The sequence below is a fragment of the Microbacterium sp. lyk4-40-TSB-66 genome, from assembly GCF_030209475.1.
Classification (GTDB): Bacteria; Actinomycetota; Actinomycetes; order Actinomycetales; family Microbacteriaceae; genus Microbacterium.
In genome coordinates this window covers 236,730-252,674 of sequence record NZ_JARVRW010000004.1, presented here as the reverse complement: position 1 = coordinate 252,674, position 15,945 = coordinate 236,730, and the positions used below count along the sequence as shown (strand labels likewise).

Below are 15,945 nucleotides of genomic sequence, written 5' to 3'. Positions count from 1 at the left end.
GGAGTGGAACGGATGCCATGACCGACGACGTGATCGACGACAGGGCGCTGGTCGCGCGCGCGGCCGGCGGCTCGGAGGGGGCGTTCCGCGAGCTGTACCGCGCGTACGTCCGCCCGGTGTACTGGGTGGCGTTCGGGCTCGTCGGCGACGCCACCGACGCGGAGGACGTCGTGCAGGACACCTTCGTCGTCGCCTGGAAGAAGATCCCCTCCCTGCGCCTCGAGGGCGCGTCGCTCCTGCCGTGGCTGGCGACGGTGTGCCGGTTCCAGGCGCAGAACCGTCTGCGCGCACGGCGCCGTCACGGCTCGCACGCCCAGCTCGACGAGCGGATACCCGCCGCGGTCGACGTCGAGGCGCAGGTCGTCGAGGCCGAGACGGTGGCGGCCATCCTCGCCGCGGTGGAGCGGCTGAGCGAGCTGGATCGAGAGATCTTCCGGCTGTGCGCTGGCGAGGGCTACGGCTACGAGGCCGCCGCGGCATCGCTGGGTGTGTCGCACGGCGCGGTGCGCAACCGCCTCTCCCGCATCCGTTCCCGGGTGCGTGCCGGCGCGATGGAGACGGAGACACCATGACCACCCCCGCACTGCCTTCCCTGTCCGCCGAGCGGGTGGATGCCATGGAGTTCGCCGTCCTCGGCCGCATCGCCGATGAACGCCATCGCGTGCGCCGACGCCGCCGCAACATCTGGACGGGTGTCGGTGCCGCCGCCGCCATGGTCGTGGTCGCCGCCATCGTGGGGCCGTCGCTTTCGTCCACGCAGGGCGCGGGCGGATCGATGGTCGCCGGTGCGAGCGGGGCCGAGAGCGCCGAGGGCCTGCAGGACCAGTACGACCCGGGTGATGTCGACGTCGTCCCGGGTCAGGGTCTCGCGGAGTCCGGCGCCCTCGGAGACGAGTCGGCCACGAGGGACGCCTCAACGCGCGACATCGTCGCCACCGGTTCCAGCACGGTCGAGGTCGACGACGTGCCGACGGCGATCGACGCGGTCACGTCCGCGGCGACCGCGGCCGGCGGTTACGTCGAATCCTCGCAGCTCGGCGGCGGGACGGTCGGGATCCCCATCGAGGGCTCCGCGTCGACCGCGACGGCCTCTTCCGGGTGGATCACCGTGCGCGTACCCGCCGAGTCGCTCACCTCCGTCATGAACGGGCTCCGCGACATCGGCGACGTGACAGCGACGAGCGTCAACCGCTCCGACGTGACCGAGCAGACCGTCGACCTCCGGGCGCGGGTCGCCGCGGGCGAGGCGTCCGTCGCGCGCCTGACCGAGCTCATGGGTCAGGCGGCGTCCGTCGCCGACCTCATCACCGCCGAGTCGGCGCTGGCTGAGCGGCAGGCGCAGCTCGACAGCGATCGCCAGGTTCTGCAGTCCATCGAATCGCAGGTCGCCCTGTCGTCGCTGAGCGTGCAGATGACCGAACGCACCGCATCCGTCACCGCGGACCCCGCCGGCTTCGGCGACGGCCTCGGCGCCGGCTGGAACGGCCTCGTCGCGACCCTGAACGGCGTCGTCATCGGCATCGGGTTCCTGCTGCCGTGGATCGTCGTGGCCGGGCTCGCGTGGGCCGTGGTGTGGGGCGTACGGCGTGCGGTGCGGCGGCGTCGCGCGGCGCGAAAGGGCTGATCGCGGGACGCGATCGCACGCGCCGGATTCGCAAGAGGCGTGACGGAATCGGATGCCGAGGGCCGTGGCATCCGATTTCGTTCGCCGCCGCCGAATGCGGTGCACCCGCGTCCGTGCACGGCAGCTGTAGCCGCAGACGACCGCACGCAGAAATGCCCCGACCATTCGGTCGAGGCATTCGGCGTTCGGTGACCCCAGCGGGATTCTGCCTTCGCACCCTCCACACGCCGCTGCGCGGCGCGCGGAGCCTCCGGGCGAGGGACCCAACCCGCGCATGCGGCTCCTCGTCCTGCCGCGTTCTCCAACACGAGAAAGAGCCCCGACCATCCGGTCGGAGCTCTTTTCGTGTTGGTGACCCCAGCGGGATTCGAACCCGCGTTACCGCCGTGAGAGGGCAGCGTACTAGGCCGCTATACGATGGGGCCGCGTCACAACCGTTCAAGTATGCATCACGATTGGCGCGCACGCAAAATCGAGGCGGAACCGTCGAGATCTCGGGCGTGTCCCAGCACGGTACCGCGAACCCGGTGCCGACGGAAGAGGCGATAGACGCTGTTCACCCGCAGCGCCAGCGGTTGCCGCGCCTCGCCCCCGGGGAGTTGACTCGCTGCATGCGCCTTACGAAGCACGAACACGCCGCCCTCGTCCTCGTCGAATCCGGCCACTCGCTGGTCATCGACCCCGGCAGCTTCACCTCGCCGATCGAGGACCTCGTCGGCCTCGTCGGTGTCGTCCTCACCCACGAGCACCCCGATCACTGGACGGCCGAGCACCTCACCCGCCTGCTCAAGGCGCACCCCGGCGTCCCGATCTACGGACCCGAGGGGGTCGTTCACGCCGCCGCAGGATTCGAGGTGACCGCCGTGCACCCCGGTGACCGGCTCGACCTCGGCCCGTTCCACCTCGAGTTCTCGGGCGGCGAGCACGCCGTGATCCACGAGTCGATCCCCGTGATCGACAACGTCGGGGTGCTGGTGAACGACGCGTTCTACTACCCGGGCGACTCCTACACCGTCCCGAAGCACGCCAAAGTGGCGCTGTTGGCGGCCCCGGTCGGCGCCCCCTGGCTGAAGATCGGCGACGCGATCGACTATGTGCTCGCGGTCAAGCCCGAGCGCGTCTTCGCCACGCACGACATGACGCTGTCGGTCGCCGGCAAGCAGATGGGCGACGCGCGCTTGACCTGGGCGGTGGAGCAGAACGGCGGCTCGTTCGTCGACCTCAAGCCCGGCGACACCGTCGACGTCTGATCCGGGGCACGCACACCGTCACACGCCCACGCAGAAACACCGGATGCCACGAGCCCTGGGGCCCGTGGCATCCGGTGTTCTCGGACGACGTGCTTACTGCGCGTCGAGGTCGGTCTCGAGAAGGGCGACGAGCTCGTCGAGCGCCTGCTCGGCACCCTCACCCTCGGCCTTGAGCGTCACGACCGTGCCGTGGCCGGCGCCGAGACCCATGAGCGACAGGATGCTGCCGGCGTTGAGGTCGGCACCGCCGTCGGCCGAGATCGTGACGGGGATCTTCTTCTCCTGCACGGCCTGCACGAAGAGCTTCGCGGGGCGGGCGTGGAGTCCCGAGCTGCTGGCGATGGTGGCCTGACGTTCTGCCATGGTGAATCCTCTCGATTCGACGGGGGTCTTAGGCTGCGACCGTGGCCGCGGGAGCGGTCTCGGCGACGGCGGCGTCCTTCGGCGTGCGACCGATGCCCTTGAGGGCGACGACGATGAGCGCCGTCACGACCGTACCCACAATGATCGCCAGCGGGAAACCCCACACCGGGTTGATGGCGAACAGCACGAAGATGCCGCCGTGAGGTGCGTAGGACTGCACGCCGATCAGCATGCTCAATCCACCGGTGATCGCACCGCCCACCATCGAGGCGGGGATGACGCGCAGCGGGTCGGCCGCGGCGAACGGGATCGCACCCTCGGAGATGAACGAGGCACCCAGCAGCCAGGCGGCCGCACCGTTCTCACGCTCGACCGGGGTGAACCGACCGCGCGAGAGGACCGTGGAGGCGAGGGCCATCGCGAGCGGGGGCACCATACCGGCGGCCATGACCGCGGCCATGATCAGGTACGGCGCGGTGTTGGTCGTCGTCGCGGCGGCCAGACCGGTCGTGGCGAAGACGTAGGCGACCTTGTTGACGGGGCCACCGAGGTCGAAGCACATCATGAGGCCCAGGATCACTCCGAGCAGGACGGCGCCGGCGCCGCTGGCGGCGAGCGAGGTCAAGCCGTCGGTGAGAACCGTCATCAGGGCGGCGATGGGTCGACCGAGGAACAGGATCATCAGGCCGGAAGCGAAGATCGAGCCGAGGAAGGGAACGATGACGACCGGCATGAGGCCACGGAGCCAGCGGGGAGCGTTGAAGCGACCGAGCCACCAGGCGATGAATCCGGCGAGCAGACCGCCGATGATGCCGCCGATGAAGCCGGCGTTCATGAGCACGGCGACGGCACCGGCGACGAAACCGGGCGCGATGCCGGGGCGGTCGGCGATCGCGTAGGCGATGAAGCCCGCGAGAACGGCGACGAGGAAGCCCATCGACGTCGCACCGATCATGAACGCGACCGAGCCGAGGTACTGCCCGAGCCCACCCTCCGGCAGATCCCAGAGGGAGTTCTGGATGATCACATTGGCCGCGTCGGCGGTCACCTGGTAACCGGCGAGGAGGAACCCGAGGGCGATGAGGAGGCCGCCACCGGCAACGAACGGGATCATGTAGCTGACACCGGTCAGCAGCCAACGCTGGATGCGGCGACCCACCGACTGCTGGGCGACCGGCACGTCGGACGCGGATGCCGCGGCGCCGCTGCCCGGAACGCGCGCGGCGTTCGGGTTCTCGCTGGCCGCGAGGGCCTCGGCGATGAGCTGCTTCGGCTGCTCGATGCCGCGCTTGACGCCGGAGCGGACGACCGGCTTGCCGGCGAAGCGCTGCGGTTCGCGCACGTCGACGTCGACCGCGAAGATGACGGCGTCGGCGTCATCGATGACGCTCTGGGGAAGGGCCTTGTAGCCGCTCGAGCCCTGGGGCTCCACGATCAGCTCGACGCCGTCGGCTTCGGCACCGGCGGCGGTGAGCGCGTCGGCGGCCATGAAGGTGTGGGCGATGCCGGTGGCGCAGGCCGTGACGGCGACGATCTTCTTCGTCTTGGTGGCGGTGCGCGCGTCGGCGCGGGTGGCGGCGGGCGCGGCGGCGGCAGCAGCCGCGGGGGCGGCGGCAGCCGGGGCGGACTCGGACGCCGGAGTGACGGCATCCGTGATGATGCGCACCGCGTCTTCGGGCGCCTGCGCGGCACGTAGGCCCGACATGAAGTCGTTCTTCATGAGGCTGCGCGCGAGCTGCGACAGGACCGACAGGTGGGCCTCGTCGGCACCCGAGGGGGCCGCGATGAGGAACACGATGTCGGCGGGTCCGTCCGGAGCGCCGAAGTCGACGCCCGGGGTCAGGCGCGCGAAGGCGAGGGTGGGCTCGGTGACCGAGGCGCTGCGCGCGTGGGGGATGCCGATGCCGCCGGGCAGGCCGGTCTCGTCTTTCTGCTCGCGGGCCCAGGCGTCGTCGAACAGTTCTTGTGCGCTCGTCGCGCGGCCCTGCGCGACGACGCGCTCGGCGAGGGCACGGATCACCGACTGCTTGTCGGTGCCCAGGGGCGCGTCGAGTGAGACGAGCTCCGGCGTGATGATGTCGGACATGTGTCGATGACCTCCGTGGTCAGGATGTAGCGATGGGGGTGGCGAAGTCGGTGACGACGATGGGTGCCGTAGGCAGGTCGTCGGGTGTCGGGGCCTGCGTCCCCGGCAGGGTCGCGGCAGCGGCGCCGTAGGCGATGCTGCGCGCGAGGCGGTCGGGGGCCGTGGCCCCCTCGAGGTCGGCCAGTAGGTAGCCGGCGAGCGAGCTGTCGCCCGCGCCGACGGTGCTGGCGACCTGGATCCGTGGGGCGCGTCCGCGCCAGTCGCCGTCGGCCGTGAACAACAGGGCGCCGTCGGCTCCGAGGGTGACGAGAGCGGATGCCACACGGCCCGGCACCAGGGCACGGGCGCGCCGAGCGGCTTCGGCGAGCACGTCGGTGTCGGACGCGGCATCCTCGCCCACGAGTTCGGCGAGTTCTTCGTGGTTGGGCTTGATGAGGTCGGGACGAGCGGTCTCGACGACCGCGGCGAGGGCGGCGCCCGACGCATCGACAGCGATACGGGGCGCATCGGCCCCCCAGCGCGCGCGGACCGCGCCGACGAGATCGGCGTAGAACGTCGCCGGAACCCCGGGAGGCAGCGAACCGGCGAGCACGAGCCAGGTGGCTCCCTCGGCGGCGGCCACCACTCCGGCGACGAGCGCTTCGGCCTCGACGGCCGTCAGCTCGGCGCCGGGCAGATTCAGCTTGGTGGTTTCACCCGTCGGATCGGTGATGGTGAGGTTGGCGCGCGCACGGCCGGCGACCTCGACGGTCTCGAGGGCGATGCCGGTGTCTTCCAGCAGCATCCGGTACGGATCGTGCGCGTTCACGGGTACGACGGCACGCGCCGGAGCGCCCGCGGCGGACACGACACGGGCGACGTTGACTCCCTTGCCGCCCGCGTCCTCGCGAGACGACAGGGCGCGCTGCACCTCGCCGGGGGCGAGGGCGTCGGAGAGCACGACGGCGCGATCGGCCGACGGGTTGGCGGTGACGGTGACGATCATGCGACACGCACCTCGACGTCGGCGTCGGCGAGGGCCTCCGCGAGCGGTGCGGGCGGGGCCGCGTCGGTGACGAGCACGTCTATCTCGTCGAGTCGGGCGAAGCGCACGAGCAGTTCCTCTCCGAATTTGGCCGCGTCGGCGACGAGCACGACGCGACGTGCCGACTGGATGATCGCGGCCTTCACGGCCGCCTCCTCCGGGTCGGGCGTGCTGAGGCCGAAGCCGGCACTGAGTCCGTTGGTTCCGACGAAGGCGATGTCGGGGCGCAGCTGAGAGATCGCGCGAACGGTGTGCGCACCGACCGCGGCCGCGGTGACGCCGCGCACGCGCCCGCCGATGGTGGTGAGCGAGAACTGCTCCTCCCCCGCCAGCAGGTGAGCCGCCTCGAGGGAGTGCGTCACGACCTCGACGCCACCGCCCGTCCCGAGTGTCTCGGGGAGCATGGCCGCCACGGCGGCGGGAGTGGTGCCGCCGTCGACGAAGATCGAGCCGCGGAAAGACGAGCCGAGCAGGCTCGCGGCTTCGGCGGCGATCGCGCGCTTGGCTTCGCCCTGACGGTCGCGACGCTCGGTGAGGGTGGACTCGGCGGTGCTCGCCCGATCGGTGCTCACCGCACCGCCGTGGACGCGGCGCAACGAGCCGGTCCCCTCGAGGCGGTCGAGGTCGCGACGAACGGTCTCGGTCGTGACGTCGAAGCGACGGGCGAGGTCGACGACGCTGACGCGTCCGACGTCTCGCAGTTCGCGCTCGATGAGCTGCTGGCGCTCCATTGCGTACACGGGATCCCCTTCGAAGATTCCCACACGATACAACACGAAACCACACAGAGCAACAGTTTCTCGAAGATCGTGTACGGCTGCCGAAAGGCGCTCCTCGCTTCGCTCAAGCGGCGCGGTCGACCGTCCGACGACGCGACCGCGGCGGCCACCTCAGCGTTCGGCGGGTCACCGGGTGCACCGACGCCGTGTACGCCGGCGGAGGACCCGGCATCCGCGAATCGAGTCCGCATTCCCGCCGACGGCAACGCACGCCAAGGACGCGCGCAGTGAAAGTCATCACCTCACCGCCCCGAGGGATGACCGCGCCGTCCTTCGGGACGCCGCGGCGGCGATCAGTACTCGGAGACCGTGATCGTGAACGAGACCGTGGCGCCGTCGGGACCCGTGACGGTGGCCGCGGTACTCCCCACCTCGCGCACGATGAAGCCGGGGCGGAAGACGGCACCCTCCGACGGCCCCCCGGCGGAGAACTCCGCGACGGCGACATCGGCGGTGGTCCCGCTCCACTCCGCCTCGGTGCCCTCGGGGACGGCGAGCACGAGCGATGTGCCCCGGATCACGCGGACGTCGGTTCCCTCGAGATCGGCGGGTGCGACGGTGGTCGGCGGCAGCATCTGGTCCATCCCGGAGGGCGACGGAGCGATCGACGCCGCGGGATCGGACGTCGATGCGTCCTCGGGTGCCGTCGGCGTGCAGCCGGCGATCAGCAGCGGCAGGGCCGCGGCCAGGACGACGATGCTGATGCGCTTCACGAGGACCTCCTTCCGGGATGCTATCCCGGCGCGTGTCGACCGCGCGGAGGTGGAGCCGTGTCGTCCGCTCCCCCGTGCTCAGTCGCCGCTGGACGCCCCCGCGGAGTCGCCCAGCGGAATCGCGATCGAGGTCGTCGAGTCTTCGGAGAGCCCGAGCAGACCGGTCGGTGACGCGACCGGACGATCGTCGTCGGGCAGCAGCTCGGCTTTCGTCTGCGGCCGCGCAGGCTCACCCGGCAGGCCCGCCCACTCACTCGGTTCCTCCGGTCGCTGTACGAAGAGTCCCATGAGTCCATTGTCGCCCCGTCGCGACCCCGGGATGGGCCGACGGTGTCGGCGACCCGAGACTGCGCGCGACGGATCAGCCGACCGGCGTTCGGAGGGTGCTCCCCCGTAGCGCGACCCCGACCTCCATGCCGACATCGGGCACCGGCGCGTGGCCCGGCACGTCGACGACCGCGGATCCACCGTCGGCGAAGGCGACGGAGATCACGGCTCGCGCCCCCTCGTCGCGCACGGCCGTGACACGGGCTCGCACACCCGCCGCGGGATCGAGGATCAGCTGTTCCGGACGCGCCCGCTCGCCGGTGCGTCCGCCCAGCGCCGACGGCACCGCGACGACATCACCCGTCAGCGCGGCGACCCGGGAAGTGAACGGGGCGCGATAGAGACCGGAGGGGGTGTCCACCTGCGCCACCCGGCCGTCGTCGAAGACGGCGACGCGGTCGCCGGAGGCGAAGGCCTCCGCACGGTCGTGCGTGATCAACAGTCCCGCGACGCCCGCGTCGCGCAGCAGAGCCAGGACCCCCTTGCGGACGCCCGCGCGGAGGCCGGCATCCAGGGCGTTGAACGGTTCGTCCAGCAGCACCACCGTCGGCTGCGGCGCGAGCGCGCGGGCCACCGCCACGCGCTGACGCTGACCGCCCGACAGCTCGTACGGCATCCGATGCGCGAGGTCGCCCAGATGCACGAGTTCGAGCAGCCGGCGCACGACGGGGTGATCCGCCGCCCGCCGGGAACGCACGCCGCGGAGGCCGTACGCGACGTTCGCCGCGACGCTGAGCCCGGGGAACAGCGCCCCCTCCTGGGCGACCAACCCGACGCGTCGACGGTGAGCCGGTACGTCGGTCAGGTCGCGACCACCCGAGACGACGCGACCCGACGCGATGGGGTGCAGGCCCGCGATCAGCCGGAGCAGTGTCGTCTTTCCGCTCCCCGACGGGCCGAGAACCGAGACGATCTCACCCTGTCCCACGTGCAGGTCGACCCCGCGTACGACGAGGTCCGAACCGTATCCCCCGGACACGGACTGCAGGTCGAGCGTCATCGTCGGTCCTCCCCGATCGAACGGATGCCGCGAGCCACGGCGAGCGCCGGTATGAGTCCCACCGCGATGAGCAGCAGCGCGGGGAGCGCCGCCGCGCCGAACGCCCCCACGCTCGTGGCCCGCCAGAGCTCGGTCGCCAGGGTGTCGACGCCGATGGGGCGGAGCAGCAGGGTGGCCGGGAGCTCCTTCATGACCGCGGCCATCACGAGAACTCCCCCGGCCAGGATGCCGGGTGCCGCCCCCGGGAGCGTCACGCGGGCGAAGACCCGGGCGGGTGCGTCGCCGAGGCTCCGCGCGGCGTCTTCGAGCTCGAGGCGCACCCCCGCGACCGCAGCACGGGCCGATCCCACCGCCTTGGGAACGAACAGCACCACGTACGCCGCGATGAGGGCGAAGGGCCCCTGGTACGCCGCGGGGGCGATGGCCACGGTCAGCGACACGAGCGCAAGGGCGACCACGAGCCCCGGGAGGGCGTGGCCGACGTAGGTGATCGACTCCAGCACCGAGACGACCGGTCGCGGTCGTCTCGCAGCCAGCCACGAGACGGGGAGGGCGGCGACGACGGTGATCAGTGCGGCGCAGATCCCCAGAGCCAGGGTGGTCATCGTGGCACGGGCCAGGTCGTCTCCCCCGGAGAGGTAACGGTCGGCCGAGGGGAGGCGTGCGAGGAGCGCGGCCGGGGGCACGATCACCGACGCGGTCGCCACCGCTGCGAGCGCCGCGATCAGCAGAGCGGTGGCGGCGGGGCGGAGGGCGCGCCGCCGCGGTGGAACGGTCCGGCCGGGTGCAGGTCGCACGGACCGGCGACGGCAGGCGCCCTCGGCGACGACGCACACCACGGCGAGGGCCGCGAGCACGAGCGCCAGCGCCGCCGACAGCGCGCGATCGATCCCTCCCGTGAACTGCGCGTAGATCCCGGTCGTCAGCGTGTCCACGCGGAGCAGCGCGGGGGCGCCGAAGTCCGACAGCGCGTACAGGGCGACGAGCAGGGTGCCCGCGAGCGCCGCCGGCAGGACTTGGGGAAGGGTCACCGTGAGGAAGGCGCGCCGGGGAGGGCGACACAGCGAGACCGCGGCATCCGTCACCGCCCGATCGGCACGCACGAATGCGGCCATCGTCGGCACCGTGACGTACGGCGCGGTCGCGAGCACCAGCACGCCCACGAGGGGGCCGATGCCCGACAGGCCCGGGAACACCCCCATCCATCCGAATGCGGCGACGAAACTCGGCACGGCCAGAGGCAGGCATGCGGCGATCCGCCAGACGCCGCCCCACGGCAGCGCGACGCGCGTGAGCACCCACGCCATCGCCACCCCCAGAGCCAACGCCCCGGCGCTGGTGGCCACGGTGACCACGACGCTCGTCGACAACAGCTCGAGGGTGCGAGGGCGGAACAGAACAGGTGCCAGGCGCTCGGGATCGGCGGTCAGCACGCGCACCACCAGGTGGATGAGCGGCGCCGCCGCGGCGATGGCCACCGCGGCGGCGATGCACAGAAGCACCGGAGTGCCCGCGCGAGCAGTGCGGACACCCCGGTGCGCGGGGCTGGTCGGAAGGATCAGAGCAGACCCGTCGCCGTGAGCAGATCGACCGTCTGCTGCACCGACGACAGCTGGGCGAGGTCGATGTCGGCACCGCCGAGCTCCGATAACGGCGGGACGCCCGCGGGCGAGGCGACTCCGTCGACGAGGGGGTACTCGAACGTCTCCTCGGCGAAGTACTCCTGCGCGGGCGTCGAGACGAGGAAGGCGATGAACTCCTGCGCCTCGGTCGACTCGGCACTCCCGGCGAGCACACCCGCGCCCGTGACGTTCACCAGCGCCGAGACCGACCCGGGCTCACCAAATTTCAGCTGCGCCCGCAGAGTGGTGGGGTCCTGCTCGGAGCGCGCCCAGTAGTAGTGGTTGAGCAGGCCGACGGGCACGACTCCGGTGTTGACGGCCTCGAGGATCTCACCGTTCTTGGCGTACCGCTGCACCCCGTTGGCCACCATCGCCTCGACCCATTCGCGCGCCCGGTCCTCACCCTCGTCGACGCGCAGGGCGGTCACGAAGGCCTGGAACGACGCGTTGGAGGGAGCGATGGCGACCTTGCCGTTCCATTCCGGCTTCGTCAGCTCCCACACGTCGGCCGGGATCTGGTCGGCGGTGTAGGTCTCGCTGTCGTACGCGATGACGCGGGCACGACCGGTCAGGCCCACCCACGATCCGTCCGTCGAGGTGTACTCCGCGGGCACCGTGGAGGTGATGTCCGCCGGAAGCGTCGCGAGCAGACCCTCGGCATCCAGCGCCCCGAGCGACCCGGAGTCCTGCGACAGGAAGACCTGCGCGGGCGTCCGGTCGCCCTCCTCGAGGATCTGCGCGGCGAGCTCGGTGGAACCGGCGTACCGCACCTCGACGTCGATGCCGGAGGCCTCCTCGAACTGCTCGATGAGGGGCGCGACGAGCTCCTCGTCGCGGCCCGAGTACACCGTGAGAGTGCGCTCGGGAGCGGCGTCCGCCCCGGAAGGTGCGGGTGCGGCGCCCGAGGAGGACGAGAGGGCGAGAGCACCGGCGAGCGCGAGCGCGAGCGCGCCGGTGACGGATGTGATGCGGGGCATGGGGACTCCTGGGATCGACGGTTCGGGTCGTCGCGACGTACTGAGGCTAGCCTTACCTTCACGGCTGTCCTCCCCCTAAACTGAGGGGGTCATGACCCCACCCGCCGCTGTCGAAGCCCCCCTGCGGGTGCTTGTCATCGACGACCACCGCGTCTTCACCGACCTGCTGGCCTTCGCTCTGGATGCCACGCCCGACACCGTCTGCGTGGGCACCGCCGCGAGCGTCGGCGAAGGGCTGCGCAAGGCCGAGGCGATGTCGCTCGATGCGATCGTGCTCGACGTCGGCATCGGAGACGACGACGGCGTGCAGGCCATTCCGGAGCTGCGGGCGCGGTGCCCGCGCGCACGCATCGTCGTGCTGACCGCCCACCCGACCGCGGCCGGCGCCGATGCCGCGCGCGCCGCCGGAGCGAGCGGCTACCTCGCCAAGGACACGCGCCTCGACGATCTGGTGACCGCGCTGCACACCGCGACCGCTTCGCGCCCCGCGATCGCGCCGGGTCTCGCCCGTACGCCGTTGGACGCCCTCACTCCGCGGGAACGCGAGGTGCTGACCCTGCTGTGCGAGGGACGCCGCCCGACCGACATCGCGCGTGAGCTCTCGCTGTCTCCCCACACCGTCCGCGACCACGTCAAGACCCTCCGCCGCTCGCTGGGCGCACGGTCTCAGCTCGAGGTGGTCGCGAAGGCCCGCGATCTCGGCGCGAACGTCCGAGGCGGCCGGTGACGCTCCCGGTGCCGCGCGCTGCGGCGATCGTGCGTCGCCACCTGATCGCCGCCGTGGCCGTGACCCTCGCGATCGTCGGCGCGTTGGTGGGGGTGGAGTTCTCGCTCGCGAGCGCCGAAGCCGACCGGGTGACCCGAGCCGCCGCCGCACGCGTCGCGAAGCGGGTGTCGACCGCGCTCGCCGCAGCCGACTTCGCCCGTGACGACATCGACCCGGCCGCACTCGACGCGCGGCTCGAGGGCTTCTTCGCCGCCGGGTCGGTCGCGCGCGTCAAGGTCTGGCACATCGAAGGCGACACGGCACGCGTCGTCTACTCGGATGAACGCCGTCTGATCGGCGACCGGCGGCCGTTCTCCTCCGCGTTGGCCGATCGTCTCGATGACGACGGCGTCGTGGTGCTCGACGTCCCCGACGACGCGGAGCACCGCTTCGAAGCGGGTGGCGGCGAGTTGCGCGAGGCCCTCATCGCCTTCGAGGACGCCGGTGGCGCGCCGCTGCGCCTCGAGGTCTACGTGCCGGTCTTCCGCGACGCGTGGGTGGCCTCGACCCTCTCCGTCTACGTCCCGGTGCTCGTCGGGGGCATCGCCGTGCTGGTGGCCGTGCTCGTACCGATGTCGGTGCGGCTCGCCCGTACGCTCTCGGCCGCCGACGTCGACCGGCGCCTCGCCATCGAGTTCGGTCTGCGATCGCGCGAGCGCGAGCGGCTGCGACTGGGGCGCCGCCTTCACGACGACGTCCTGCAGGATCTCGCCGGGTCGGCGCTCGCGCTCGAGGCCCTGGCATCCGCGCCCGATCCCGCGCGGCTCCGCGCGATCGCGATCACCCTCGCGAACGACGCCCGCACGCTTCGCGGAATCGTCGACGGCTCGGCATCCGCACCCGCTCCGCGCATCGGCGACGCCCTGTCCGACGCGGTCGCCCCCGCGCGCGAGGCCGGGGTGCGGGTGGACCTCGACGTCGTCGTCGATCGCGAACCGGATGCCACGACCTCCCGCCTCCTGGTCGAGGCGGTGCGCGAGCTGCTGCGCAACGTCATCGAGCACGCCGACGCGACGCGCATCGAGGTGTCGCTTCACGGACGTCCGGATGCCGTCGCGCTCACCGTCACGGATGACGGCCGCGGGTTCGCGCCGGGACGCAGTGCGACGTCCGGCCACGGCCTCCGCCTTCTGCAACGGGCCTTCGCCGACGTCGACGGAGACCTCACGGTGGCCTCCAACGCCGACGGCACCCGCGTCGAAGCGCGCCTCCCCGCGGAGACGGCGGATATCTGTTGCCCCGCCCCGGCCACCATGCTTTGATGAGCGCAGTCCTGGGGGATCGGGGAGCGCCGCGCCTGATCGTTCTGTCGCGGCGCCGGATCCGGTCGTCGTAGACGGTGTCGTGTGTCGCCGCTCCATGGGGGCTTGGGGTGGCGCCGCGCGGGCCGGGCACTGACGACGATCCGCGCGGGAGCGCATCCACTTGGGGGTTTCATCATCGTGTCCATTCATCGCGCCCTGCGTTCGCTCGCCTGGTCCCTGTCACTCGTCGTGGCGGTAGGTCTGACCGGAGGGGCCGCCGCACACGCGACCGCAGCCCCGACCGACGAGGGCTCATCCACCACCGCCGGACGCTGGCACACACCGGAGGAGCGGGAGCAATCGCCGGCAGAGCGGTCGGCGCCGGTCTCACCGAATCGACTGTTCTCGGCCGCTGCGGCGCCCGTCAACGACATGCTCGCGAATGCGACGAAGGTGCCGTCGCTGCCCTTCCAGGTCAGCGGGCAGCCGTACGCGGGTGCCACGCTGGAGGCGGATGAGCCGGCGACGTGCCGGACGACGGACCCTGACCAGTCCGAGTACTTCACGGACGGTGACCGCTCGGTCTGGTACACCTATACGTCCCCCGTCGCCCAGACGTTGACGTTCGGCGGCGGTGTCAGCGGGGCCGACAGCATGGTCATCGCCTACACCGCTGCGGCGATGAGCGACCTCGCTCGCATCAGCTGCACGGAAACGAGCTTCCGCGACGAGAACCACTTGCAGGCACGCGCCGGAGGCACCTACCTCTTCCAGGTCACCGATGATTCGTATGGAGCCGCGCCGCCCGACACGGCATCCCTCTGGATCCGCGCGAGCGCGCCTCTCCCGAACCTCTCCCCCGCCACCTCGACGGCGCTCTCGGTCCCGAGCACGGTCACCGGGTCGATCTCGAAGGTCGACAACAACTGGTACGCCCCATATGACCGGACGTGCAGCCAGGACTTCGAGACCATGCTGGGATCGCGCTGGTACAAGTACGTCGCAACGGCCACGACGGGCGTGCGGCTCGACCTTCGCGACAGCTTCTACGATGCGGACGCCGTCGTGTGGGCGTCAGACGGATCGATGCCGACGTCGCCCCTGGCCTGCCCGAGGGCGAACGCGAACGACCCCAGCACGTACTCCAAAGCGGATGCCTACGCGGACTTCGCGGTGGAACCCGGCCGCACCTACTTCATTCAGGTCGGTGGTTATCACTTCAGCGTCGGCGACTACGTGATGAAGCTCAGCACCTATCAACTCCCCCTCCTCACCCTCATGCCGACCCCGAAGATCACCGGCACGGCCCAGGTGGGCTCGACGCTCACGGCCAACCCGGGGACATGGGACGAGGGCACGACCCTCACCTACCAGTGGATGCGCAACGGGGGCAGTTACATCTCCGGGGCGAAACAGCCGACGTACACGCTCAGCGCCGCCGACGCGGGCGCGCAGATCTCCGTCGCGGTCACCGCGAGCAAGCCCGGCTACTCCGGAGCGCGAAAGACCAGCGCGCCGACCGCCGTCGTCGCCAAGGGCGTCCTCACCTCGGCCACCCCGACCATCAGCGGCACGCCGGCCGTCGGAAAGACGGTGACTTCCGCACCGGGTGCGTGGGGGCCGTCTCCCGTCACGTTCACGTATCAGTGGCTCCGGGGCGGCGCGTCGATCTCGGGCGCCACGTCTGCGACGTACACGCCCGTCGCCGCAGACGCCGGGACCCGACTGTCGGTCACGGTCACGGGCACGAAGAGCGGGTACACCACGAAGACAGCCACGAGCACGTCGGCCGTGGTCGCGAACGGCGCCCTGAGCGGGCCCGTACCCACCGTCACGGGAACGACCAAGGTGGGGTCGACCCTGACCGCGCGGGCCGGCACGTGGGCGCCGGCGCCGGTGACGCTCACCCATCAGTGGCTGCGGAACGGCGTCGCCATCTCCGGGGCCACCGCCGCCACGTACAAGCTCACGTCCGCGGACAAGGGCAAGCGCATCAGCGTCCGCGTCACGGGCACGAAGACGGGGTACGCCCCTCTGTCTTAGACGAGCACCTCCACCGCCGCCATCGGGTGACCGGCCGCACGTCCGCGGCCCCCGTCGATCACGCGGGGGCGGCGGAGGCGGGACCTACCTCATGGGGTGCGCGGACGCCGGCGGGAAGCCCGGGCTT

15 protein-coding genes and 1 tRNA gene are annotated in these 15,945 nt (G+C 71.5%); 6 read left to right on the top strand and 10 right to left on the bottom strand.

All coding sequences use genetic code 11. From position 1 onward, the window contains the following. The first annotated feature begins 17 nt into the window (after window positions 1–17). Both QRO03_RS08750 and QRO03_RS08745 read left to right on the top strand, forming a co-directional pair. A complete protein-coding gene (locus tag QRO03_RS08750) occupies window positions 18–572 on the top strand; it encodes an RNA polymerase sigma factor (RefSeq protein WP_285137128.1) in 555 nt (184 codons plus the stop codon). Then, window positions 569–1,624: a DUF4349 domain-containing protein gene (locus QRO03_RS08745; RefSeq protein WP_285137127.1), complete on the top strand. Its 1,056-nt coding sequence runs from the start codon at window positions 569–571 to the stop codon at window positions 1,622–1,624. The genes QRO03_RS08750 and QRO03_RS08745 overlap by 4 nt, the downstream gene beginning before the upstream one ends. Before the next feature lie 349 nt (window positions 1,625–1,973). Here QRO03_RS08745 and QRO03_RS08740 read toward each other — a convergent pair. Next, window positions 1,974–2,049 (bottom strand) — tRNA-Glu (locus QRO03_RS08740). Window positions 2,050–2,235: 186 nt separating this feature from the next. On the opposite strand from QRO03_RS08740, the gene QRO03_RS08735 reads away from it, so the two are divergent. After that, on the top strand, window positions 2,236–2,874 hold the full coding sequence (locus QRO03_RS08735; protein WP_285137126.1) for an MBL fold metallo-hydrolase: 639 nt from the start codon (window positions 2,236–2,238) through the stop codon (window positions 2,872–2,874). Window positions 2,875–2,967: 93 nt separating this feature from the next. Here QRO03_RS08735 and QRO03_RS08730 read toward each other — a convergent pair whose 3' ends face one another. From QRO03_RS08730 to QRO03_RS08690, 9 genes are all read right to left on the bottom strand, one after another. Further along, window positions 2,968–3,237 carry an HPr family phosphocarrier protein gene (locus QRO03_RS08730; RefSeq protein WP_055954014.1) on the bottom strand — a complete coding sequence of 90 codons (270 nt, stop codon included), beginning with the start codon at window positions 3,235–3,237 and terminating at the stop codon, window positions 2,968–2,970. Window positions 3,238–3,265: 28 nt separating this feature from the next. Continuing rightward, complete coding sequence (locus QRO03_RS08725; RefSeq protein ID WP_285137125.1) at window positions 3,266–5,323, bottom strand: PTS fructose transporter subunit IIABC; 2,058 nt, start codon at window positions 5,321–5,323, stop codon at window positions 3,266–3,268. Window positions 5,324–5,342: 19 nt separating this feature from the next. Beyond that, on the bottom strand, window positions 5,343–6,308 hold the full coding sequence (locus QRO03_RS08720; RefSeq protein WP_285137124.1) for a 1-phosphofructokinase family hexose kinase: 966 nt from the start codon (window positions 6,306–6,308) through the stop codon (window positions 5,343–5,345). Then, a complete protein-coding gene (locus tag QRO03_RS08715; RefSeq protein ID WP_285137123.1) occupies window positions 6,305–7,087 on the bottom strand; it encodes a DeoR/GlpR family DNA-binding transcription regulator in 783 nt (260 codons plus the stop codon). Before QRO03_RS08715 ends, QRO03_RS08720 begins: the two co-directional genes overlap by 4 nt. A gap of 332 nt (window positions 7,088–7,419) precedes the next feature. Further along, window positions 7,420–7,839: a hypothetical protein gene (locus tag QRO03_RS08710; protein ID WP_285137122.1), complete on the bottom strand. Its 420-nt coding sequence runs from the start codon at window positions 7,837–7,839 to the stop codon at window positions 7,420–7,422. Between the two features lie 78 nt (window positions 7,840–7,917). Beyond that, on the bottom strand, window positions 7,918–8,127 hold the full coding sequence (locus QRO03_RS08705) for a hypothetical protein (protein ID WP_285137121.1): 210 nt from the start codon (window positions 8,125–8,127) through the stop codon (window positions 7,918–7,920). A 73-nt stretch (window positions 8,128–8,200) separates the two neighbouring features. Then, window positions 8,201–9,166 (bottom strand): ABC transporter ATP-binding protein, encoded by a 966-nt coding sequence (locus QRO03_RS08700; RefSeq protein ID WP_285137120.1) that lies wholly within the window; start codon window positions 9,164–9,166, stop codon window positions 8,201–8,203. After that, window positions 9,163–10,668, bottom strand: coding sequence for an ABC transporter permease (locus QRO03_RS08695; protein WP_285137119.1), 1,506 nt, complete (start codon window positions 10,666–10,668; stop codon window positions 9,163–9,165). The genes QRO03_RS08700 and QRO03_RS08695 overlap by 4 nt, the downstream gene beginning before the upstream one ends. A 56-nt stretch (window positions 10,669–10,724) precedes the next feature. Next, entirely contained in the window at window positions 10,725–11,765 is a 1,041-nt protein-coding gene (locus QRO03_RS08690) for an iron ABC transporter substrate-binding protein (protein ID WP_285137118.1), read from the bottom strand. 91 nt (window positions 11,766–11,856) lie between these two features. Here QRO03_RS08690 and QRO03_RS08685 point away from each other — a divergent pair, with 91 nt between their 5' ends. The 3 genes from QRO03_RS08685 to QRO03_RS08675 all read left to right on the top strand — a co-directional run bounded on the left by QRO03_RS08685 (window position 11,857) and on the right by QRO03_RS08675 (window position 15,818). Next, on the top strand, window positions 11,857–12,492 hold the full coding sequence (locus tag QRO03_RS08685) for a response regulator (protein ID WP_285137117.1): 636 nt from the start codon (window positions 11,857–11,859) through the stop codon (window positions 12,490–12,492). Next, window positions 12,489–13,793, top strand: coding sequence for a sensor histidine kinase (locus QRO03_RS08680; protein WP_285137116.1), 1,305 nt, complete (start codon window positions 12,489–12,491; stop codon window positions 13,791–13,793). The genes QRO03_RS08685 and QRO03_RS08680 overlap by 4 nt, the downstream gene beginning before the upstream one ends. A 180-nt stretch (window positions 13,794–13,973) precedes the next feature. After that, window positions 13,974–15,818, top strand: coding sequence for a hypothetical protein (locus QRO03_RS08675; protein WP_285137115.1), 1,845 nt, complete (start codon window positions 13,974–13,976; stop codon window positions 15,816–15,818). The last annotated feature ends 127 nt before the right edge of the window (window positions 15,819–15,945 follow it).

Coding starts and splice junctions, on each gene's coding strand:
- QRO03_RS08725 (WP_285137125.1), bottom strand. CDS start 5,323: ATGTCCGACATCATCACGCCGGAGCTCGTCTCACTCGACGCGCCCCTG.
- QRO03_RS08750 (WP_285137128.1), top strand. CDS start 18: ATGACCGACGACGTGATCGACGACAGGGCGCTGGTCGCGCGCGCGGCC.
- QRO03_RS08700 (WP_285137120.1), bottom strand. CDS start 9,166: ATGACGCTCGACCTGCAGTCCGTGTCCGGGGGATACGGTTCGGACCTC.
- QRO03_RS08705 (WP_285137121.1), bottom strand. CDS start 8,127: ATGGGACTCTTCGTACAGCGACCGGAGGAACCGAGTGAGTGGGCGGGC.
- QRO03_RS08730 (WP_055954014.1), bottom strand. CDS start 3,237: ATGGCAGAACGTCAGGCCACCATCGCCAGCAGCTCGGGACTCCACGCC.
- QRO03_RS08735 (WP_285137126.1), top strand. CDS start 2,236: ATGCGCCTTACGAAGCACGAACACGCCGCCCTCGTCCTCGTCGAATCC.
- QRO03_RS08720 (WP_285137124.1), bottom strand. CDS start 6,308: ATGATCGTCACCGTCACCGCCAACCCGTCGGCCGATCGCGCCGTCGTG.
- QRO03_RS08745 (WP_285137127.1), top strand. CDS start 569: ATGACCACCCCCGCACTGCCTTCCCTGTCCGCCGAGCGGGTGGATGCC.
- QRO03_RS08685 (WP_285137117.1), top strand. CDS start 11,857: ATGACCCCACCCGCCGCTGTCGAAGCCCCCCTGCGGGTGCTTGTCATC.
- QRO03_RS08690 (WP_285137118.1), bottom strand. CDS start 11,765: ATGCCCCGCATCACATCCGTCACCGGCGCGCTCGCGCTCGCGCTCGCC.